This is a genomic window from Streptomyces sp. NPDC056734 (genome assembly GCF_042790455.1).
Taxonomy (GTDB): Bacteria; Actinomycetota; Actinomycetes; order Streptomycetales; family Streptomycetaceae; genus Streptomyces.
Genome location: NZ_JBHTZD010000004.1, coordinates 161147 through 183106 on the forward strand (window position 1 = coordinate 161147; position 21960 = coordinate 183106).

16 protein-coding genes, 1 tRNA gene and 2 pseudogenes are annotated in these 21960 nt (G+C 72.8%); 13 read left to right on the top strand and 6 right to left on the bottom strand.

Annotated features, from left to right (window positions below; translation table 11 throughout):
• Window positions 1-84: 84 nt before the first annotated feature.
• Complete coding sequence (locus ACFRFC_RS07135) at window positions 85-1707, bottom strand: ABC-F family ATP-binding cassette domain-containing protein (RefSeq protein WP_382686682.1); 1623 nt, start codon at window positions 1705-1707, stop codon at window positions 85-87.
• 322 nt (window positions 1708-2029) lie between these two features.
• On the bottom strand, window positions 2030-2446 hold the full coding sequence (locus tag ACFRFC_RS07140; protein ID WP_382686680.1) for an SsgA family sporulation/cell division regulator: 417 nt from the start codon (window positions 2444-2446) through the stop codon (window positions 2030-2032).
• Between the two features lie 329 nt (window positions 2447-2775).
• Between ACFRFC_RS07140 and ACFRFC_RS07145 the strand changes: the two genes are divergently transcribed.
• Complete coding sequence (locus tag ACFRFC_RS07145) at window positions 2776-3501, top strand: endonuclease V (protein WP_382686677.1); 726 nt, start codon at window positions 2776-2778, stop codon at window positions 3499-3501.
• On the opposite strand, the gene ACFRFC_RS07150 is transcribed toward ACFRFC_RS07145, so the two are convergent.
• Window positions 3450-3638: a hypothetical protein gene (locus ACFRFC_RS07150; RefSeq protein ID WP_382686675.1), complete on the bottom strand. Its 189-nt coding sequence runs from the start codon at window positions 3636-3638 to the stop codon at window positions 3450-3452. The genes ACFRFC_RS07145 and ACFRFC_RS07150 overlap by 52 nt on opposite strands.
• Window positions 3639-3880: 242 nt before the next feature.
• Between ACFRFC_RS07150 and mmpA the strand changes: the two genes are divergently transcribed.
• The 5 genes from mmpA to ACFRFC_RS07175 all read left to right on the top strand — a co-directional run bounded on the left by mmpA (window position 3881) and on the right by ACFRFC_RS07175 (window position 9389).
• Entirely contained in the window at window positions 3881-4027 is a 147-nt protein-coding gene (gene mmpA, locus ACFRFC_RS07155) for a morphogenic membrane protein MmpA (protein WP_382686673.1), read from the top strand.
• Between the two features lie 196 nt (window positions 4028-4223).
• Window positions 4224-4604 carry an MmcQ/YjbR family DNA-binding protein gene (locus tag ACFRFC_RS07160; RefSeq protein ID WP_382686671.1) on the top strand — a complete coding sequence of 127 codons (381 nt, stop codon included), beginning with the start codon at window positions 4224-4226 and terminating at the stop codon, window positions 4602-4604.
• A 117-nt stretch (window positions 4605-4721) separates the two neighbouring features.
• Window positions 4722-5864: a CaiB/BaiF CoA transferase family protein gene (locus ACFRFC_RS07165; RefSeq protein ID WP_382686669.1), complete on the top strand. Its 1143-nt coding sequence runs from the start codon at window positions 4722-4724 to the stop codon at window positions 5862-5864.
• An 88-nt stretch (window positions 5865-5952) separates the two neighbouring features.
• Window positions 5953-7167 carry an acetyl-CoA C-acetyltransferase gene (locus ACFRFC_RS07170; protein WP_382686666.1) on the top strand — a complete coding sequence of 405 codons (1215 nt, stop codon included), beginning with the start codon at window positions 5953-5955 and terminating at the stop codon, window positions 7165-7167.
• 44 nt (window positions 7168-7211) lie between these two features.
• Window positions 7212-9389, top strand: coding sequence for a 3-hydroxyacyl-CoA dehydrogenase NAD-binding domain-containing protein (locus ACFRFC_RS07175; RefSeq protein WP_382686664.1), 2178 nt, complete (start codon window positions 7212-7214; stop codon window positions 9387-9389).
• Between the two features lie 1065 nt (window positions 9390-10454).
• Here ACFRFC_RS07175 and ACFRFC_RS07180 read toward each other — a convergent pair.
• Complete coding sequence (locus tag ACFRFC_RS07180) at window positions 10455-11348, bottom strand: arginase family protein (RefSeq protein WP_382686661.1); 894 nt, start codon at window positions 11346-11348, stop codon at window positions 10455-10457.
• A gap of 251 nt (window positions 11349-11599) precedes the next feature.
• Between ACFRFC_RS07180 and ACFRFC_RS07185 the strand changes: the two genes are divergently transcribed.
• The 5 genes and pseudogenes from ACFRFC_RS07185 to ACFRFC_RS07205 all read left to right on the top strand — a co-directional run bounded on the left by ACFRFC_RS07185 (window position 11600) and on the right by ACFRFC_RS07205 (window position 17639).
• Window positions 11600-11669, top strand: a tRNA-Ser gene (locus ACFRFC_RS07185).
• 320 nt (window positions 11670-11989) lie between these two features.
• Window positions 11990-12238, top strand: a pseudogene (locus tag ACFRFC_RS07190) (TROVE domain-containing protein); the annotation flags it as partial.
• Between the two features lie 364 nt (window positions 12239-12602).
• Window positions 12603-14555 carry a Xaa-Pro dipeptidyl-peptidase gene (locus tag ACFRFC_RS07195; RefSeq protein WP_382686659.1) on the top strand — a complete coding sequence of 651 codons (1953 nt, stop codon included), beginning with the start codon at window positions 12603-12605 and terminating at the stop codon, window positions 14553-14555.
• A gap of 53 nt (window positions 14556-14608) precedes the next feature.
• Window positions 14609-15829, top strand: coding sequence for a M14 family metallocarboxypeptidase (locus ACFRFC_RS07200; protein ID WP_382686995.1), 1221 nt, complete (start codon window positions 14609-14611; stop codon window positions 15827-15829).
• A 127-nt stretch (window positions 15830-15956) separates the two neighbouring features.
• On the top strand, window positions 15957-17639 hold the full coding sequence (locus tag ACFRFC_RS07205) for a BCCT family transporter (protein WP_382686656.1): 1683 nt from the start codon (window positions 15957-15959) through the stop codon (window positions 17637-17639).
• Window positions 17640-17660: 21 nt separating this feature from the next.
• Here the strand turns inward: ACFRFC_RS07205 and ACFRFC_RS07210 are convergent, their stop codons facing one another.
• Window positions 17661-18650, bottom strand: coding sequence for an FAD-dependent oxidoreductase (locus ACFRFC_RS07210; RefSeq protein WP_382686654.1), 990 nt, complete (start codon window positions 18648-18650; stop codon window positions 17661-17663).
• 66 nt (window positions 18651-18716) lie between these two features.
• Here ACFRFC_RS07210 and ACFRFC_RS07215 point away from each other — a divergent pair, with 66 nt between their 5' ends.
• On the top strand, window positions 18717-19793 hold the full coding sequence (locus ACFRFC_RS07215; RefSeq protein WP_382686651.1) for an oxidoreductase: 1077 nt from the start codon (window positions 18717-18719) through the stop codon (window positions 19791-19793).
• An 81-nt stretch (window positions 19794-19874) separates the two neighbouring features.
• Window positions 19875-21512, top strand: coding sequence for an ABC-F family ATP-binding cassette domain-containing protein (locus tag ACFRFC_RS07220; protein WP_382686649.1), 1638 nt, complete (start codon window positions 19875-19877; stop codon window positions 21510-21512).
• Here ACFRFC_RS07220 and ACFRFC_RS07225 read toward each other — a convergent pair.
• Window positions 21407-21877, bottom strand: a pseudogene (locus ACFRFC_RS07225) (putative glycolipid-binding domain-containing protein); the annotation flags it as partial. The gene ACFRFC_RS07220 and the pseudogene ACFRFC_RS07225 overlap by 106 nt on opposite strands.
• Between the last annotated feature and the right edge of the window lie 83 nt (window positions 21878-21960).

Sequence of the window (21960 nt, forward strand, 5' to 3'; positions counted from 1 at the left end):
TCGGCAATACCGCCGATACCGCCGATACCGCCGGGTTCGCTGCAACTACCGCTGAAATCGCTGTGCTCGCGCATGGGAGCGACGCTAGGCGTCAAACCCGACAGCTTCTGGCGTGATTTCCGAGAGTTCCCCGTCCAGCAGCAGCCAGCGCGTGATGCCGATCGACTCCAGGAACGGCAGATCATGGCTGGCCACGATCAAGGCCCCTTCATATCCCTCCAACGCGGTGGTGAGCTGCCGCACGCTCGCCATGTCCAGGTTGTTCGTCGGCTCGTCCAGCATCAGCAGCTGCGGGGCGGGCTCGGCCAGCATCAGCGCCGCCAGCGCCGCGCGGAAGCGCTCGCCGCCGGACAGGGTCTCCGCCCGCTGGTTCGCGCGCTGTCCCCGGAACAGGAAGCGCGCGAGCCGCGCACGGATCTGCTGGTGGGTGGCGCCCGGCGCGAACCGGGCCACGTTCTCGGCGACCGTCAGCGAGCCGTCGAGCACATCCAGGCGCTGCGGCAGGAACCGCAGCGGCACATGGGCCGTGGCCGTGCCCGACACCGCCGCCAGCTCCCCGGCGACCGTGCGCAGCAGCGTGGTCTTGCCCGCGCCGTTGCGGCCGATCAGCGCGATCCGCTCGGGACCGTGCAGATCGAAACCGCCGTCGACGCGGGCGCCGTAGCACAGCTCCAGGTCCCGCAGCGTGAGCACCGTGCGCCCGGCCGGGACCGCGGTGTACGGCAGGTCGACGCGGATCTCGTCGTCGTCCCGTACCGCCTCCGCCGCCTCGTCCAGCCGCTCCCTGGCGCCCGCGAGCTTCTCCTCGTGCATGATGCGGTGCTTGCCCGCGGACACCTGCGCCGCGCGCTTGCGCGCCCCCATCACGATCTTCGGCTCGCGCTTCTCCTCGAACATCTTCTGGCCGTACTTCTTGCGGCGGGCCAGCTTGAGGTGCGCCTCGGCCAGTTCGCGCTTCTGCTTGCGCATGTCGGCCTCGGCGGCCCGGACCATCCGTTCGGCGGCCTCCTGCTCGGTGGCGAGCGCCTCCTCGTAGGCGGAGTGGTTCCCGCCGTACCAGGTGATCTCGCCGGAGCGCAGATCGGCGATCTGGTCCACCCGGTCCAGGAGTTCCCGGTCGTGGCTGACCACGATGAGCACGCCCGGCCAGGTCTCCACGGCCGTGTACAGCCGTTTACGGGCGTACACGTCGAGGTTGTTGGTCGGTTCGTCCAGCAGCAGTACGTCCGGCCGCCGGAGGAGCAGCGCGGCCAGTCTGAGCAGGACGGATTCGCCGCCGGAGACCTCACCGATGGTGCGGTCCAGCTCGATGTGCCCGAGACCGAGTTCACCGAGCGTGGCCAGGGCGCGTTCCTCGACGTCCCAGTCGTCGCCGACGGTCTCGAAGTGCGCCTCGGACACATCGCCGGACTCGATGGCGTGCAGCGCGGCCCGCCGCTCGGCGATACCGAGCGCCCGGTCGACGCGCAGCGCGGTGTCCAGGGCGACGTTCTGCGGGAGATGGCCGACCTCACCGGTGAGACGGACGGTGCCGTCGGTCGGGTGGAGTTCTCCGGCGGCGAGTTTCAGCAGGGTTGATTTTCCCGATCCGTTGACGCCGACCAGCCCGGTGCGACCGGAGCCGAAGGAGGCGTCCAGGCCCTCGAAGACGGTGGTGCCGTCGGGCCAGGCGTAGGAAAGGGAGGTGAAGCTGAGCGAAGTAGACATACGGGCCTCGCGGTTGCTTGGTGTGACAGGGGGCAGCAACGCGTATCGAGACACCGGGAGCGGCGACCGGGGCGACCGGGAGGGGGAGCCGAAGAAAGTCCTGGAGGATTCCCGGAAAAGTCCCGGAAGTGCCTGGACGATTCCTGGAAGGTCAGGGGCTCATGAAAAAGCCCTGCCCCGCTGGGACGGCCCGAATGCCGAGGTCGCACGCAACGCACACGGATGAGGTGTGACGAGGTGTCTCAGGACCTCAGACGAGCAACGTCCTTCTCCAATCGGCGGCAACAGGACTTGTACACCGTACGAGGCGGGCGGGAGGGTGTCAACGGGCGTCGCCCATCAGTTCGGCGAGATCGCGGTCGAGGTCGAACTGGAGATGCTCCAGCCCCTGCGGCACAAGGGCGCTCGTCGCCGCGAGGAAGCGGCGCAGCTCCGCCGAGTGCACATGGATCACGGCGGTGCCCTCGGGGGCGTGGAACTCCAGCACCGTACGGTCGTACCCGTAGGGCCGGGCGCGGACGTCGCCGTCGCCCGCCTGGGCCTGCAATCCCGCCGCGAGCAGGTCCCGCGCGAAGGTCCAGCACACCTCGATGCCCTCCAGGGTGGCCTGCGCCGGGAAGGTCATCCGGACGGCGAACGGGTCCCGGGGGTCGTAATGCAGCGTGGCGGGGATCTGCGGCATGCGGGGCGCGGCGGCGACGAGGCGGGCCTCCACGGGCTGCTCGATGACAGTGCTCATGGCCTTGCTCCCTTGAGACGGCGGAACGGGCTTCCGGGCTGCCGGCGGCACCGCTCCGGACGGATGAGGCCGGTCATAGGGGGAGACGAATAAATCGGCCGGGAAGTGCACTTGAACCCCGGTGATGTCTGTCACCGTGCTTTACAAATCCCTGACGACTTTCCATTCCGGACCGATCCCCGCTATTCCTTCCATATCCCTTTGATGACGACTTCTCGCCAACTCCTCGCCAACTCCTCGCCGACTTCTTGTCGACGCCGATGGCCCTCGGGTTTATCGCCATCGGGCCGGGCGCCAACCGGGACTAGGCTCGATCCACCATGAGACCCATGACGACGCCCGTAGGCATTCCCGAAGGCTGGCCCGGCACCGAGGAGGAGGCCCGTGCGGTGCAGGACGCGCTACGCGCGCGGGTGGTCCTCGATGAAGCGGGACCGGCGCCGGGTACCGGCCATGTCACCGGAGTGGATGTCGCCTACGACGACGGGCGTGACCTCGTCGCCGCGGCGGCCGTCCTCCTGGACGCGGCGACCCTCGACGTGCTCGCCGAGGCCACCGCCGTCGGCCGGATCTCCTTCCCGTACGTCCCCGGCCTGCTCGCCTTCCGTGAGATCCCCACGGTCCTGGCCGCCCTGGAGGCGCTGCCCCTACCGCCCGGCCTGGTGGTGTGCGACGGCTACGGTCTCGCCCACCCCCGCCGCTTCGGCCTGGCCGCCCACCTCGGTGTCCTGACCGGGCTGCCGACCATCGGCGTGGCCAAGAACCCGTTCACCTTCACGTACGCCACGCCGGGCACCCGGCGTGGCGCGTCCACCCCGCTCCTGGCGGGCGCCGAGGAGGTCGGCCGCGCGCTGCGCACGCGGGACGGCGTCAAGCCTGTGTACGTCTCCGTGGGCCACCGGGTGAGCCTGGACACCGCGTGCGCCCACACCCTCGCGCTCACCCCCGCCTACCGCCTCCCCGAGACCACCCGCAGGGCGGACGCGTTGTGCCGCGCGGCCCTTCAGGAGGCGATCACCCGCCAGGCGCCGACCTCGGAGTACTCCGAGTCGTAGATCGCGCTCCCGTCGCCCGGCCCCATGGCGTAATGGCCGAGGTTCCCGCCCCAGTACCGCAGGATCCGCCCCACCTCACCGACCGGATCCTTGGCCACGGCCCCGTCATCCAGCGTGACCTCAAGGACGAACTTCACGTACTCCACCCACCTTCCCGTCGATTCCTCTCTCCGACTCTCCTCAAGTGTTTCATTGACGTTCCCAGTGAGACTTTTGATGGAAGGGGCCGGGGCGGACAAGGGGATTTCCGCCCTCAACCTTCAAACCGGGTCGAACCGCCGGGCGGGAGGCCCGCCGAGCACCGCCCACCAGAACCGAGTACGCCATCTGAGTACCCGTACGGATGTCATGCACCCGTCCCTCCCGACACGCTGGCCGCATGACCGCACACCGAGCCCCCGAGCCCCTGACCGACCCCTCCCGTCCCGTCGAGCGCGCGGTGACGGCGGCCCTGGTGCTCGGCGTGCTGGCGGGGCTGGGCTGGATCGCGGGAATGATCTGCACACTGATCGCGTGGTCCTCCTGATCGCATTGTCCCCGCAGCCACCGGTACGCCTCCGTACGGCCGCGCACCGGTGACAGCCGAGGCCGGGTCCGGGACCTGGTCCGTCGCGTTCCGGCCGGTCCAGCCACCTCCCCCGCGTGTCGCCTCCCGTGCCGCTGTCAGTGGCTGGGGCTAGCGTGTTCGGTGCGGAGACCGTCGACGAGCCCGGAGGTCCCAGGTGGTGGTGGCCAGGAGTGCCCTGCGGAAATGGGAGGCGGCGCGGGCGTGCGCGCTCGGGATGCCCGGCGCGGGCGAGGAGTTCCCGTGGGGCGAGGCCGTCGCCAAGGTGAACAAGAAGGTGTTCGTCTTCCTGGGCGTCCCCGACGGCGGCCATCCGCTGCGCATCACCGTCAAGCTCGCCGACGAGACCTGCCACGCCCACGCCCTGACCGCCCCGGGCGCCGAGAGCGCCGGGTACGGCCTGGGCCGCAGCGGCTGGGTCGTGGTCCCGCTGGAGCCCCACGGCGCCCCGGCGGCGGACCTGCTGTGCGACTGGGTGGAGGAGAGCTACCGCGCGATCGCCCCCAGACGGCTGATAGCCGAGCTGGACGTGCGCTGACCGGGTGACGCGCGCCAAACTGGACTAAGCGCTTGCTCGCCCATGTCTTGTGCGAACTGGAACGCGTTCTTAACATCACCGATGTCGCAGCATCGGTGTCACGGCGATGGGGGCCGCATGGCAGGGACACCCGGACAGGGCCCGCTCACCGGCGTGCGCGTGGTCGAACTGGCCGGTATCGGCCCCGGCCCGTTCGCCGCGATGCTCCTCGCCGACCTGGGCGCCGACGTGGTCCGCGTCGACCGCCCCGACGGCCCCGGACTCGCCATCGACCCCGCCCACGACGTCACCAACCGCGGCAAACGCTCGGTGACCGTCGACCTCAAGGCACCCGGCGGACCCGCCCGCGTCCTCGGCCTCGCCGCCCGCGCGGACATCCTGATCGAGGGCTACCGCCCCGGGGTCACCGAGCGCCTCGGCGTCGGCCCCGAGGACTGCCACGCCCGCAACCCGGCCCTGGTCTACGGCCGGATGACCGGCTGGGGCCAGGACGGCCCGCTCGCCCCCCGCGCCGGCCACGACATCACCTACCTCGCCCTCACCGGCACCCTCGGCATGATCGGCGACCCGGACCGCCCGCCGCCCGCCCCCGCCAACCTTCTCGGTGACTACGCGGGCGGCGCCCTCTACCTCGTCGTCGGCGTCCTCGCCGCCCTCCACCACGCCCGCGCCACCGGCACCGGACAGACCGTGGACGCCGCGATCGTCGACGGCACCGCCCACCTCGGCGCGATGATCCACGGCATGCTCGCGGCCGGCGTCTGGCAGGACCGGCGCCGCTCCAACCTCCTGGACGGCGGCTGCCCGTACTACGGCACCTACGAGACCGCCGACGGCAAGTACATGGCCGTCGGCGCGCTGGAACAGCGGTTCTACGACGAATTCCTGCGCCTGCTGGGCATCGCCGGCCAGGCCCCCGCCCGCACGGACCCGGCCCGCCGGGACGAACTGCGCGCACTGGTCGCCGCCCGCTTCCGGACCCGTACCCGCGACGCGTGGACGGCCGTCTTCGAGGGGACGGACGCGTGCGTCGCGCCCGTGCTGTCCCTGCGCGAGGCCCCGAGGCACCCGCACCTCGCCGCGCGCGGCACCTTCACCGACCACGCCGGCATCACCCAGCCCGCCCCGGCCCCCCGCTTCTCCGCCACCCCCACGGCCCTGCGCGGCGGCCCCGCCCGCCCCGGCGCGGACACCCCCGAGGTCGAGCGCGACTGGGGCATACCCGCACGGGAGCGCCCGGCACTGGACGGCCCGGCGTGACCCCCCGAGGCCCCTCAGCCTCCTCTCGAAGCTCTCGAAGCTCTCGAAGCCCTCGAACACTCCCGAACACCCCCGAAAGGCCCGACCCGTGAGCACCGAAGCGTATGTGTACGACGCGATCCGCACCCCGCGCGGGCGTGGCAAGGCCAATGGCGCCCTGCACGGCACCAAGCCCATCGACCTGGTGACCGGCCTCATCCATGAAGTCCGGGCCCGTTTCCCCGGCCTGGACCCGGCGGCCGTGGACGACATCGTGCTCGGTGTCGTCGGCCCGGTCGGTGACCAGGGGTCCGACATCGCGCGTATCGCGGCGATCGCCGCGGGACTGCCGGACACGGTGGCCGGGGTCCAGGAGAACCGCTTCTGTGCCTCCGGCCTGGAGGCGGTCAACATGGCCGCCGCCAAGGTCCGTTCCGGCTGGGAGGACCTGGTGCTCGCGGGCGGCGTCGAGTCGATGTCGCGGGTGCCGATGGCCTCCGACGGCGGCGCCTGGTTCAACGACCCGATGACCAACCTCGCGGTCGACTTCGTGCCGCAGGGCATCGGCGCCGACCTGATCGCCACCATCGAGGGCTTCTCCCGCCGGGACGTCGACGAGTACGCGGCGCTGTCCCAGGAGCGGGCCGCCGTCGCCTGGAAGGAGGGCCGCTTCCAGCGGTCCGTGGTCCCCGTCAAGGACCGCGCCGGCCTGATCGTCCTCGACCACGACGAACACCCCAGGCCCGGCACCACGGCCGACTCCCTCGCCACGCTCAAGCCGTCCTTCGCGGACATCGGCGACCTCGGCGGCTTCGACGCCGTGGCGCTCCAGAAGTACCACTGGGTCGAGAGGATCGACCACGTCCACCACGCGGGCAACTCCTCCGGCATCGTGGACGGCGCCGCCCTCGTCGCCATCGGCTCGAAGGAGATCGGCGACCGCTACGGGCTGACCCCGCGCGCCCGGATCGTCTCCGCGGCCGTCTCCGGCTCCGAGCCCACCATCATGCTCACCGGCCCCGCCCCCGCCACCCGCAAGGCGCTCGCCCGCGCCGGGCTGACCATCGACGACATCGACCTGGTCGAGATCAACGAGGCGTTCGCGGCCGTCGTCCTGCGCTTCGTGAAGGACATGGGCCTCGGCCTCGACAAGGTCAACGTCAACGGCGGCGCCATCGCGCTGGGCCACCCGCTCGGCGCCACCGGCGCGATGATCCTCGGCTCCCTCCTGGACGAACTGGAACGCCAGGACAAGCGCTACGGCCTCGTCACCCTCTGCGTCGGCGGCGGCATGGGCATCGCCACCATCGTCGAACGCGTCTGACCTCCCCAGCGGCAGCCCCCGTAAGACTTCACACGGAGACCCTCATGACCACGAGCACCACCATCCGCTGGGAACAGGACGACACCGGCGTCGTCACCCTCGTCCTGGACGACCCCGACCAGTCCGCGAACACCATGAACCAGGCGTTCCGGACCTCGCTCGCCGCGATCACCGACCGGCTGGAGGCCGAACGCGACTCCCTCCGCGGGATCATCGTCACCTCCGCCAAGAAGACCTTCTTCGCGGGCGGCGACCTGCGGGACCTGATCCGCGCCACGCCCGAGACAGCGCGGGAGGTCTTCGACGGTGGCATGGCCGTCAAGCGCGCGCTGCGCCGGATCGAGACCCTCGGCAAACCGGTCGTCGCGGCCCTCAACGGCGCGGCCCTGGGCGGCGGTTACGAGATCGCCCTCGCCTGCCACCACCGGATCGCCCTCGACGCGCCCGGCTCCAGGATCGGCTGCCCCGAGGTCACCCTCGGTCTGCTGCCCGGCGGCGGTGGCGTCGTCCGTACGGTCCGGCTGCTCGGCATCACCGACGCGCTGCTCAAGGTCCTCCTCCAGGGCACCCGGTACACCCCGCGCCGCGCCCTGGACAGCGGCCTCGTCCACGAGATCGCCGACACGCCCGACGAGCTGCTCGCCAAGGCCCGCGCCTTCATCGACGCCCACCCCGAGTCCCGCCAGCCCTGGGACACGCCGGGCTACCGCATCCCCGGCGGCACCCCGGCCCACCCCAAGTTCGCCGCCAACCTGCCCGCCTTCCCCGCCACCCTGCGCAAGCAGACGAACGGCGCCCCCTACCCGGCGCCGCGCAGCATCCTCGCCGCCGCCGTCGAGGGCGCCCAGGTCGACTTCGAGACCGCGCAGCTCATCGAGGCCCGCTACTTCGTGGAACTGGCGACCGGCCAGATCGCGAAGAACATGATCCAGGCGTTCTTCTTCGACCTCCAGGCCGTGAACTCCGGTGCCGGCCGCCCCCGGGGCATCGAGCCCCGGCCGGTCCGCAAGGCCGCTGTGCTCGGCGCCGGCATGATGGGCGCCGGTATCGCCTACGCGTGCGCCCGCGCGGGCATCGACGTCGTCCTCAAGGACGTGTCGCCCGAAGCCGCCGCCCAGGGCAAGGCGTACTCCCGGAACCTGTGCGCAAAGGCGGTCGCCCGGGGCCGTACGACCCAGGAGAAGGCGGACGCCCTGCTCGCGCGGATCACGCCCACCGCCGAGGCCGCCGACCTCGCGGGCTGCGACGCGGTGATCGAGGCCGTGTTCGAGGACACCGCCCTCAAGCACAAGGTGTTCCAGGAGATCGAGCAGGTCGTCGCGCCGGACGCGCTGCTGTGCTCCAACACCTCCACCCTGCCCATCACCGCCCTCGCCGAAGGCGTCGAACGCCAGGACGACTTCATCGGGCTGCACTTCTTCTCGCCCGTCGACAAGATGCCCCTGGTCGAGATCATCAAGGGCGAACGCACCGGCGACGAGGCCCTCGCCCGCGCCTTCGACCTGGTCCGGCAGATCGACAAGACGCCGATCGTCGTCAACGACTCGCGCGGCTTCTTCACCTCCCGCGTCATCGGCCACTTCATCAACGAGGGCGTGGCGATGGTCGGCGAGGGCATCGAGCCCGCCTCGATCGAACAGGCGGCGGCCCAGGCGGGCTACCCGGCCAAGGTGCTCTCCCTGATGGACGAGCTGACCCTCACCCTCCCGCGCAGGATCCGCGAGGAGACCCGGCAGGCCGTCGAGGAGTCCGGTGGCACCTGGACCCCGCATCCCGCCGAGGCCGTCATCGACCGCATGGTCGACGAGTTCGGCCGCACCGGGCGCGGCGGCGGCGCCGGGTTCTACGACTACGGGGCCGATGGGCAGCGCGCCGGGCTGTGGCCGGGCCTGCGCGAGCACTTCACCCGCCCGGACGCCGCGATCCCCTTCCGGGACATGCAGGAACGCATGCTGTTCGCGGAGGCGCTGGACACCGTACGGCTGCTGGAGGAGGGCGTGCTGACATCCGTCGCGGACGCCAACATCGGCTCGGTCCTCGGCATCGGCTTCCCCGGCTGGACCGGCGGCGTGCTCCAGTACATCAACGGCTATGAGGCCGGCCTGCCCGGTTTCGTGGCCCGCGCCCGGGAACTGGCCGAGCGCTACGGCGAGCGCTTCGAACCGCCCGCGCTGCTGGTGACGAAGGCACGGAAGGGAGAGACCTTCACGGACCCGAGCTGACCCGGGCCGAGGGCGGGGCCTCGCCCTCCGGAACGGCACCGCACCGGCACCGGCACGGCACCGCAACGGGGCTCACCTCAGGAACGGACCGCGCCGCGTCCTCGCGCGCCTCCCCCGGGGGTGGCCCCGCGCGGTCACCAGGGGCGGCGCTGCCGCGACCGAAGGCGGCAAGGTGGGGACGTATCGTCCACCTCGCCCCGGCGGCCGTGCCCGCCCTGCCCGTCCCGGGGACCGGCGCCGCGACGGTGGCCCGGTCGGCTTCTCGGCACCCCGGCGGTACGGGGCCGCGCGTTCGCCTCCGCGCCCCGGCCGTGGCGCGCGGCCCGCACGGCATCACGGTTTAACGCCCGCGCACCCTGCCCGGTCCGCCCGGCGGAGCCGCCCCCCGCCACGCAACCTGCGGGTCGTGGCGGGGCCGGCGGCCCGGTGACCGGCCGACCCCTCGCCGCGCCGGGCGGCGCGCGGCTACGACCACCCTGCCGATCCAGGCCGGGCCCAGCTCCGATCGGTCGTCCGCGCAGGGTCTGTCCGGTCCGGGCCTCGGCCGTCCGGTCCGGGCCCCGGCCGTCCGCGCCGGGCAGCCCGTACCACGGTCGACCGCCTGTCGACCGCCTGTCGACTGCCTGTCGACCGCCTACGGGCCGTCAGGGAACGCGCCGCGTCGGTGTCCCGCTCCGACGCCTCCTCGCGCAGCAGCCGCGACAGCTCGCGTGCCGCCGCGCGGCGGTGTTCGACCAGTACGGTGCGGGCGGCGGGCGACAGGGGTCGTCTCCCGGGGCAGCGGTACGGCCAGCAGTTCGACGCCGAGCCGCAGCAGCCCGGCGTCCACGCGGTACGGTCGACAGCCCGGCGTCCACGCGGTACGCGTCGCCGTCGGCGGTCAGGCCGGGCCGCGGCCCCTGCGGGCGGGCCCCTGGTGCCGTGACTCCTCGATCAGCGCGAGCCGCGCCGGATGCTCGCGGACGTGGTGCGGCCCCACCCGGCGCGGACCGTCGGCGGTCGTGGGACGCAGCGGTTTCGCCGTCCACCGGCGCTGTGACACCGCCCCCGTGACCGTGGGGACGCTCAGCGCCCGGCGCTCACCTCGAACGCCCGCACCAGACACTCCGTCAGCCGCAACGCGATGTCCCCGTCCGGATCCAGCCGGGGATTGAAGATCGCCACGTCCAGCCCCCGCGCCCGTGGATCGGCCAGCGCGGTGGCCAGTACGACGTCGAGTTCCTCCCAGGCAAGCCCGCCCGACAACCGGTAGTCAACGGCAGGCATGACCGCGTCGTCCAGGATGTCGACGTCCAGATGAACCCAGTAGCCACCGCTCCCGGTATCCCCGGTCAGGGCCCCGACCGCGCGCAGGGCCGCCTGCGCGGCGCCGAGTTCGCGGACCGTGTGCAGGTCCATCGCGTGGAGTTCCTCGGGCAGCGGCTGCACCCCGAACACGGCGGACTCGGTCGCGTCCCGGAAGCCGAAGGCCACCACGTCCCCGTCCGCCACCAGCGGACCGCGGCCCTCCAGATCGGTCAGCACGCGCGGCCCGCGTCCTGTCGCGATGGCCAGCGCCATGGACGCGACCTCGCCCACCGGCTCCGCCTCCGGCTGGTAGAAGTCGGTGTGGCCGTCCAGGAACAGCAGCCCGTGCCGGCCGCGCCGCCGCAGCGCGAGCAGGTTGCCCAGCAGGATGCCGCAGTCACCGCCGAGGACCAGCGGGAAGCGCCCGTCGTCCAGCACCGCGTCCACCGCGTCCGCGAGCCGTACGGAGTACTCGGCGATGCCGTCCGGATTGAGCACGCCCGTCTCCGGGTCCCGGTCCGGCAGATACGGCGGCGGCTCCACCCGCCCCGCCATGACCGCCCGCAGGCCCTCGGCGAGCCCCGCGCCCAGCAGTGCCTCGGGCAGTTCCTCGACCCCGGTCGGCCGCAGTCCCAGGACGGACGGTGCCTCGATGATCGCGACGTCCCGCACGCAACGGCTCCTTCGCTCGCGTCCGAGGGCCCGCCCGGCGGACCCGCACGCCGCGGCGAGCACCCGTGCGGTACGGGCACTCCGGCGCACAGGCCCACCGTAGACCGCGGAACCCGCCCCGGCGCGTCAGCGCCGACGCGCGTCCCCCACGTTCGCGCAGCGCCACTCCGATGCCTTACCGCTCATATGTTCGATAACCGCCCTTATTGGCTGGCGGGTGCCGGACGCGGGCGCCTACCGTGGGGCGCAGCCCAGGTGCGAAGGCGACGGATACTTCGAATCGAGATCGAGCGGTCGCAGGTTCGAGTCCTGTCACCGGTTTCGGCCGGTGTAGCTCAGTTGGCAGAGCGCTTTGTGCCGTCGCCGGCCTTGACCTCTGGGCGCCGACCTCACAGCAGCGCAGCGTTCACAGCGCCTCGACTTCACAGCGCCTCACCTTCACAGCAGCTCGACTTCACCAGCACCTCCCGGTGCGCAGGCCGCGGATACTTCCCTGCGATGGAACCCCTTCCGCCGCCGACCTTGATCTCGGGAGGCACCGGCGCCCACGGCGCGGGGGGACAACGGACGGCGTGGTCGCTCGGTCCGGGCCTTGCCGCGCGCCCGCGCGCCTCGCCTCCCTCCTCCACGAGGGGTTTCTCATGTCCCGCTTCAACAGCCGGGGTTCGCGCCCGGCGCCCCGCGCCCCCGTCACGACCACCGGCGCCCGCACCCGCACCCACGAGGGCGGTGCCGCCTTCGTACGGGACGCGAACAGCGCCCTCTTCCTGCTCGCCGTCGTCAACCTGGTCGGCCAGGACACCTTCTACGAGAGCGCCGAGAACCGGGACGACCGGTTCCGCTCCCTCGTACGGCAGTTGGCCGTCGAGGACCCGGAGTGGACCGCCGGTCCGGCCACGTAGGGCGCACTGGGCCTGGGCCGCTCCGGCGAGCAGCCCAGGCCCGGGGATCTGGGCTCGACGCCAGGTGGCCGGTCCGCTTCCCCGTCCCCGGGCCCATACGGCGGCCGGAGCCCAGCCGACGGTCCTGGACGCGCCCCACCCGGCGAGGCCCGAGGCCGCCCCGGCCGGGGGCCGGGGGCGTTCCAGCCCCCGATCGCCCTCTGGCCCGCCGGAGAAACCCCGCCCCGCCGGAGGAACCCCCGCCCCGCCGGAGAACCCCCCGCCCCCAAGACCACCACCGGCCACTCTCCTTCACAGGGATCACACAAACGCCGTCTTCTGCGGGGGAATTGACGGGGGTACCGTCCGCCCCATGCCTCTACGCATGCGCTTCACGATCTGGAGACCGCTCGCGACGGCGGCCACGGCCGCCCTGATGGCCACCCTTCTCACCACACCGGCACAGGCCACCACCCCGCGCACCAGCCAGCCGATCTACTCCTACGACGGTGCCGTGCGCGAGGCCGTCTGGGTGGACACCCGGCTGGACGGGGACGGCGACGGCAGGACCGACCGGGTCGCCGTCGACATCGTCCGCCCCGCCGAACCCGCCCGGCAGGGCCGCGAGGTCCCCGTCATCATGGACGCCAGCCCGTACTACTCCTGCTGCGGGCGCGGCAACGAGAGCCAGCGCAAGACCTACGACGCGGCCGGGAACGTAGTCCAGATGCCGCTGTACTACGACAACTACTTCGTACCGCGCGGCTACGCCGTCGTCGGTGTCGACCTCGCCGGTACCAACCGCTCCGACGGGTGTGTCGACGTCGGCGGACGCTCCGACATCCAGTCCGCTAAGGCCGTCGTCGACTGGCTGGGCGGGCGCGGCACCGCCTACACCACCCGCACCGGCACCATCCGCGCCCAGGCGACCTGGAGCAACGGCCGTACCGGCATGATCGGCAAGAGCTACGACGGGACGATCGCGGGCGGTGTCGCCGCGACCGGCGTCGAGGGCCTGGAGACCATCGTCCCCATCGGCGCGATCTCCTCCTGGTACGACTACTACTTCTCCCAGGGCGCCCCGCTCTACGACTCGGGCCCGGACTGGCTGTCGAACTACGTCGAGAGCCCCGCGGCCCGCGCCCGCTGCGCCGCCGTACAGCAGGAGATCGCCGAGGGCGCCCCGCGCACCGGTGACTGGACCGCGCTGTGGAGCGAGCGCGACTACGTCCCCGACGCCGACGAGGTGGAGGCCAGCGTCTTCGCCGTGCACGGCATGCAGGACCTCAATGTCCGCGCCCAGCAGTTCGGCCAGTGGTGGGACGCGCTCGCGGAGAACGGCGTCGAGCGCAAGGTCTGGCTCTCCCAGGTCGGCCATGTCGACCCCTTCGACTTCCGCCGCGCCGACTGGGTGAGCACCCTGCACCGCTGGTTCGACCATGAACTCCTCGGCTACGACAACGGCATCGACGACGAACCGATGGCCGACATCGAACGGGCGCCCGACCAGTGGGTCACCTCCACCACCTGGCCGCCCCGCACCACCGACACCGTACGGCTGAAGCCCGCGAGCGGCGCCGAGCCCGGCGTCGGCAGCCTCGGCCTGCGCACCGCCCAGGGCACCGAGACCTTCACCGACGACCCCGCCCGCGACGAGAGCGACTGGGCCACCGACCTCGGCGTCGCCACGCCCGACAAGGCCGGTTTCGTCACCGGCCCGCTCACCCGCGACCTGCGGCTGTCCGGCTCCTCCGAGGTCACCGTCACCGCCACGCCCAGCACCCCGACGGCCCATCTCAGCGCCGTCCTGGTCGACCTCGGCCCCGACACCATCCGGGACTACGCGGGCACCGGCGAAGGCATCACCACCCTCACCGACCGCACCTGCTGGGGCGCGAGCACCACCGGCGACAGCGCCTGCTACCGGGAGACCGCGGCGAAGACCACCGACGTCGAACACACGATCGTCAGCCGTGGCTGGGCCGACCTCGGCACCCACGCCGCCCCCGGCAAGGGCGTCCCGCTCACCCCGGGCACGGCGCACACGCTCACCCTCGACCTGGCCGCCACCGACCATGTCGTCCCCGCCGGGCACCGGCTCGCGCTGATCGTCGCGGGCACCGACAACGGCCTGATCGAGCCGCCCGCCGACCGCCCGACCCTCACCCTCGACCTGTCCCGCACCACGGCGTACGTCCCCGTCGTCGGCGGCACCAGCGCCTTCGCCCGCGCCACCGCCGGTTCCCGCGCCACCGCCCCGGACGCCGGACTGTCCGGCGTCCAGCCGCCGCGGACCCCCTACCGCGTCCCGGAGGGAGGCCGGTGAAGCATCGCGTCCGCGTCCTGATCCTGACCACCGCCACCCTCACCGCGTCCCTCATGACCGCGCCCGCGAGCGCGGCCACCCCGGCGCCACCACGCACCGGATTCGAACAGAGCGGCGGCGCCCGCTGGACCACCCAGCCCGAGGAACAGACCTTCCTCGCCGCCGTCGACCGCGCGAGCGACCAGGTCTCCATCTCGTCCATCGGTACGACGGAGCAGGGCCGCCCGCTGCAACTCGTCCGCGTCGGCGCCCGCACCAGCACCAGCACCATCCTGCTGGTGTGCAGCCAGCACGGCGACGAACCCTCCGGCCGCGAAGCCTGTCTCAGCACCGTCCGGGACCTGGCCCACGCCCGCGACAGTGCCACCCGGCGCTTCCTGGAGCGCACCACCGTGCTCGTGGTGCCCACCGCCAACCCCGACGGCCGGGCCGCCGACACCCGGGGCAACTCCGACGGCGTGGACATCAACCGCGACCACGTGGCCCTCGCCACCGAGGAGGGCCGCGCGCTCGCCGCCGTCATCCGCGACCAGAGCCCCGACATCATCTACGACCTGCACGAATACGGGTCCACCCCGGGCTACTACGACAAGGATCTGTTCGACCTGTGGCCCCGCAACCTCAACACGGCCGACGCCGTGCACACCGAGGCCCAAACCCTCGCCGAGGCATACGTCCGGCCCGCCGCGCAGGACGCCGGGTACTCCACCGGCACCTACGGGATCTGGACCGACCCGGTCACCGGGGAGCCGGTCCGGCAGGTCGCCGGGGACGGGCAGGAACGCATCCTGCGGAACATCTCCGGCGCCAAACACGCCGTCGGCCTGCTCATCGAGAGCCGCGTCGACCCGCTCACCGAGGCCGAGCGGAACGACGCGGCGCTCAACAACCGGCGCCGGGTCGCGTCCCAGCTCGCCGCGCTCGACGGCCTGTTCGCCTTCGGCGCCGAGCGGCGCGGCCGGATCGAGGCGGCCACGACGGCGGCCCGGTACGCCGGATACCGGGACACCGGCCCGGTCTGTCTCGGCGGCGCCGACAACGACCCGCCCGAGTCCGCCGAGGTGCTCCCGGACCCGCCCTGCGGCTACCGGCTCACCGACGCCCAGTACACGGACGTCAAGGACGAACTGGCCCTGCACGGGGTCCGCGTACGCCCGGACCGCGAGGGCGCCTACGTACCGCTGCGGCAGTCGCTGCGGGCGCTGGTGCCGCTGCTGCTGGACGAGCGGGCGGCGTACCACCTGACGGTGGGGGAGCCCGACACGGACTGCTGAGCGGGGGAGCGGGGCGCGATCTGTGGTAGCGCGTAGGGCGGGAGGAACTCCCGTCCTACGCCCGCCCGGTCCTCGCCCCGCTCTCGCCCCACCGTCGCCGTGGGGACGCCCACCGAAAGGCCCCTCCGTGACAGCTGACAGCCCGTCCGAGCCCGCCGCCGACCCCGGGCGGCCGGGGACCGACCGGGTGGTCTTCGGGGTCACCGCCGCGCTCACCCTCGCCTTCGTCCTGTGGGGCGCGGTCGCCACCGACACCCTGGAGGACGTCTCCAGCACCCTGCTCGGCGGGCTGATGCACAGCGGCGGCTGGGCGTTCATGCTGGCCGCGTCCGGATTCGTGGTCTTCGCGCTCTGGCTCGCCATCAGCCGCTACGGCCGTATCCGCCTCGGCACGGAGGACGAGCGGCCCGAGTTCCGCACGGTGTCCTGGGTCGCCATGATGTTCAGCGCGGGCATGGGCATCGGCCTGATGTTCTACGGCGTGAGCGAGCCCCTCACGCACTACCTCGCGCCCCCGCCCGGCACCACACCGGCCGACCCCGGCGAGCGCATGGAGACGGCGATGGCGACCACGCTGTTCCACTGGACGCTCCACCCCTGGGCGATCTACGCGGTCGTCGGCCTCGCCATCGCCTACAGCACCTTCCGCAAGGGCCGCCGCCAGACCGTCAGCGCGGTGTTCACGCCGCTCATCGGCGAGCGGGGCGCGGGCGGCGCCGGGGGCCGGGTCATCGACATGCTCGCCATCGTCGCGACCGTCTTCGGCTCGGCGGCCTCCCTCGGGCTCGGCGCGCTCCAGATCGGCTCCGGCATGCGGGAACTGGACTGGCTGGACGAGGTGGACAGCGGGCTGCTGGTCGCCGTCATCGCCGTGCTGACCCTGGCGTTCGTCGCCTCAGCGGTCTCCGGTGTGGAGCGGGGCATCCAGTGGCTGTCCAACGTCAACATGGTGCTGGCGCTGCTGCTGGCCCTGTTCGTGTTCGTCGCCGGACCGACCATCGTCGTCCTGGACCTGCTGCCCACCTCGCTCTTCGCCTACCTCGGCGAACTGCCCGACCTGGCCGGGCGCACCGAGGCCAGCGGCGGCCGGGGTGTCGCCGAGTGGCTGGGCAACTGGACCGTCTTCTACTGGGCGTGGTGGATCTCCTGGACGCCGTTCGTCGGCATGTTCATCGCCCGGATCAGCCGGGGGCGCACGATCCGTCAGTTCATCGGCGGGGTGATCCTCGTGCCGAGCACGGTCAGCCTGGTCTGGTTCGCCGTCTTCGGCGGCACGGCGATGACCCTGCGCGGACAGGGGCGGCTCGGCGACGAGGCCACGCCCGAGGGGCAGCTCTTCGCCGTCCTGCGCGAGTTCCCGCTCGCCACCGTCAGCAGTCTGCTGGTGATGATCCTCGTCGGGATCTTCTTCGTCTCCGGTGCCGACGCCGCCTCGATCGTGATGGGCTCCCTGTCCCAGCAGGGTGTGCTCGAACCGAGCAGGCTCGTCGTCGTGTTCTGGGGCGTGGTCACCGGCGCGGTCGCCGCGATCATGCTGCTGGTCGGCAGTGATCAGGGCGACGCCCTCACCGGCCTCCAGAACCTGACCATCCTCGCCGCCGCCCCCTTCGTCGTCGTCATGCTCTTCATGTGCGTGGCCCTGATGCGCGATCTGCGCCGGGACCCGGTCATCGTGTGCGAGGAGAGGGGCTCGGAGGCGGTCGCGGCGGCGGTGATCGCGGGCCAGCAGCGCTACGACGGCGCCTTCGAACTGCGGATCGGGCCGGGGGAGGGGCCCGGGGCGGAGGGGGATCAGGTGGGCGGGAGGTGAGGGCGGGGGCGGGGGCCCGCGTCAGCTCGGGTGGCTCTCGGCCGGCCCCGGTGGTGTCCGTCCCTCCGCCAGCCCGGCCGCCTCCTCCGCGCACCCCCACGCCACGGTCACGCCCGCCCCGCCGTGACCGTAGTTGTGGACGAGCAACCGCCCGCCGGGCAGGGACTCGCCCGCCAGGCGCACCGCGTCACGGACCGGGCGCAGCCCCACCCGGTGCTCCAGCACCCGCGCACCGGCGATCTCGGGACGCAGCGCCGCGCACCGCCGTACGATCGCCGCCGCGACCACCGGATCGGGGGCGGTGGACCAGACGCCGTCCACCGCCGTGCCGCCCAGGAGCAGCCGGTCGCCGTGCGGGAAGAGGTACGTCTTGTCGGCGCCCCCGTCGTCCCCGGCGACCAGCCAGGTCCGAAGGCCCGGGTTCGCCACGACGACCAACTGCCCGCGCACCGGCCGCACCCCGGGGTCCGGGACCAGGGTGCGCGCGGCCAGGCCCGTGCAGTTGACCACGACCGGGGCGTCCGCCTCCCCGAACCCGGGGGACACCGACCGCTCCTCGACCGTGCCGCCCGCCGCCGTCAACCGCTCCCGCAGCCACGCCAGATGCGTCCGCATGTCGATCAGCGGGAGCCGCGCCCAGGTGCCGGGCCCCGGATACTCGTCCGGCCCGGACTCCCGCAGCGCCAGTCGGTCCCCGGCCCAGGCGCGCAGCTCGTCAGGGTGCGTCGCACCGAGTACCCCTTCGGCCATCCGTACGCCGCTGCCGGCGTCCCGCGCGGCCAGCTCCTCGTACACGTCGAGCGAGCGCAGCGCCCACGCGTGCACGGACGCGAGCGGTTCGATGCGGTACGGCCACCACAGCGCGCCCGCAACCGCCGAGGTGGTCCGCCCGGGCGCGTCCCGCGTCCACAGCCGTACGTCGCGGCCCCGCTCGGCCAGCACCACCGCCGTCGTGAGGCCGATCACTCCACCGCCGACGACGATCACCTCGTCATGCTGTCCGCTCACCACACCGCGACCGTAGCGGAATGTGTCATGCCGCGCTCAGGGCGGTGTCCGACTGGGGATACTCACAGCATGTCTGCCGAGTACGCGACTTTCGGCCTGGCCCCTGCGATACGTGCCGGAGGGGTGCTGTCGGACGGGGGCTACCAGATCCACCGGGACTTCGTCGACTTCATCGTCGACGGCCGCCCGCTGCTCTTCCAGCTCTCCGACCTCGACGCCGTCTCCCCGCTCGCCTCCGACGTCCCGCCCGCGATCTTCACCGCGCAGGTCCGGGGCCTGCTGCTGGAGGTGGCCGCCCCGCTGCCGGGCGACCGCCATGTCATCTACGGCTGCCCCGAATGCGAGGACCTCGCCTGCGGCGCGGTCACGGCCGTGATCGAACGCCACGACGGTGACGACGGTGAGGGTGGCCACGGTGATGGCGGTGGTGGCGGTGGCGGGGGTGATTACGTGTGGCGGGACTTCGCCTGGCAGACCGGACCCGTCGCCGACCTGGAGCTGAACGGCTATCACGGCATAGGGCCGTTCCGCTTCCGGGGCGAGGAGTACCGGGCCGCCCTGCACTCCCTGCTCGACGGCGCCGCCCCCGGCGCGCACCGGCGGCGGGTGCTGCTGATCGGCGCCCGGGTCGCCGTCCTCGCCAAGCTCGCCGCCGCGCTGCGCACGATCGGCATCGGCGCGGACATCACCCGCGACGCCCAGGACGTGCCCCCGGACGAACTCCGGGGCTACGGCGCCGTCGCCTTCGGCCGCGCGGTGGACGAACGTGACCGCGCCGCCGTCCGCGAGGCGTTCACCCACGCGGGCGTCGAGGTGGCCTACGTCGACGGCCTCGCCCCGATCGTCCCGCTCCTCGTCGCCCAGATCGAACACGCCCTCGACCGCAGCCCCGCCGAACGGCACCGGCTGACCCGCCTGGCCGTGGCCGACGGCGAGGCGGCCATCGACGTCACCTCCCCGTGCCGCGTCCAGCTCACCGCGTACCGCCTCGACCGGCTCTACCGCACCCACACCCACGAACTCTTCGACGGCATCCTCGAACCCGGCCACCACCGCATCCCCCTGGACGCCAGGGCCACCAGGGGCGAGTCCTATGTGGTGGCCCGGACGACGGGGGGTGTGCTGGTGGGGGTGGTGGGGCGCTGAAGGAGGTCCCGCTCGGGTCCCACGCTCTCCCACCCCTCCACCTCGGCCCGCCCTCCACCCCGCCCGCTACCATCGCCCCTGATGACTGCCACCCTCGTCGCCAAGAATCTCTCCGCCGGTCACGCGGACCGTTCCCTGTTCTCCGGGCTCGATCTCGTGATCGCGCCCGGGGATGTGATCGGGCTCGTCGGGGCCAACGGGGCGGGCAAGTCCACGCTGCTGCGGATGCTCGCCGGGCTGGCCGTGCCCGAGGAGGGGGAGCTGCGGCTCTCCCCGCCCACCGCGACCGTCGGACACCTCCCGCAGGAGCCGGAGCGGCGCCCGGGGGAGAGCGTGCGGGAGTTCCTGGCCCGCCGTACCGGCGTCGCCGCCGCGCAGCGGGCCATGGACGAGGCGACACAGGGGCTGGTCGACGGGGCGCCGGGCGCCGATGACGCCTACGCCGTGAGCCTGGAGCGCTGGCTCGGACTCGGCGGCGCCGACCTGGACGAGCGGGCCGAGGAGGTCGCCGCCTCGCTCGGCCTCCTCGTCGGCCTGGACCAGCCGATGACCTCCCTGTCCGGCGGACAGGCCGCCCGCGCCGGTCTCGCCTCCCTCCTCCTCTCCCGCTACGACGTCTTCCTGCTGGACGAGCCCACCAACGACCTCGACCTCGACGGCCTGGAGCGGCTCGAACGGTTCGTGAGCGGACTGCGCGCGGGCACGGTCGTCGTCAGTCACGACCGCGAGTTCCTCACCCGCACGGTCACCAAGGTCCTCGAACTCGACCTCGCCCAGCAGCGGATCAACCTCTACGGCGGCGGCTACGCGGCCTACCTGGAGGAACGCGACGTCGCCCGCCGTCACGCCCGCGACGACTACGAGGAGTACGCCGACAAGCGGGCCGCCCTCCAGGACCGCGCCCAGATGCAGCGCACCTGGATGGACAAGGGCGTGAAGAACGCCCGCCGCAAGGCGGGGGACAACGACAAGCTCGGCCGTAAGTTCCGCAGCGACGCCAGCGAGAAGCAGGCCGCCAAGGCCCGTCAGACCCAGCGCATGATCGAACGCCTGGACGTGGTCGAGGAGCCCCGCAAGGAGTGGGAGCTGCGCATGGAGATCGCCGCCGCCCCGCGCTCGGGCGCGGTCGTGGCCGCCCTGCGCGACGCCGAGGTGCGCCGCGGCGACTTCGCGCTCGGCCCGGTCACCCTCCAGCTCGACTGGGCCGACCGTATCGCCGTGACCGGCGCGAACGGCTCCGGCAAGTCCACCCTGCTCGGCGCCCTGCTCGGCCGCGTCCCGCTGGACGCCGGGCACGCCGCCCTCGGCTCCGGTGTGCTGACCGGCGAGGTCGACCAGGCCCGCAAGCTGTTCCACGGCCCCGAGACGATGCTGGACGCGTTCGGCGCCGCCGCGCCCGACGTGGAACCGGCCGAGGTACGGACCCTGCTCGCCAAGTTCGGCCTGAAGGCGGACCACGTCCTGCGCCCCGCCGACACGCTCTCACCCGGCGAACGCACCCGCGCCGCCCTCGCCCTGCTCCAGGGCCGGGGCGTCAACCTCCTGGTCCTGGACGAGCCCACCAACCATCTCGACCTCCCCGCCATCGAACAGCTCGAATCCGCCCTCGACGGCTACCGGGGGACGCTGCTGCTGGTCACCCACGACCGGCGGATGCTGGACGCCGTCCAGGTGACCCGCCGACTTGAGGTCGCCGACGGCAAGGTCACCGAGCGCTGACGCGGCGTCAGCCGCCGGGCCGGCCCCGGATGGTCCAGGACGAACCCGTCGGCGTCGAAGTCCAGATCACGGCGGAACGTCCCCGACCCGAACCGCACCCGGCCGCCCCCGCCACTCGTCCGCGCCAGATGCGTGTACGTCTGCCGTGACGCCCGCACGGTCAGATCCGGCACCGACACCCACCCCATCAGAAACTCGCGCCCGCCCCGCTCCCGGCGCATCCGGTGCCGCAGCACCGGCATGGTGTTGGTCAGCGGGCACAGCCCCAGATCGCAGTCGAGCGCCCCGTCGACATCCGGCAGCCGCTCCCCGTCGGCGGTCCACCACCCCCGCCCGTCCCGCCGCAGCTCCAGCGTCCGTGTCCGCGCCGCCGTCTCCGCTCCCTGCCTCTACGAGGTCGCCCCCGCCGCCCGTGCGAGGCCGCGCCCCGCCCATACAAGCCCACCCC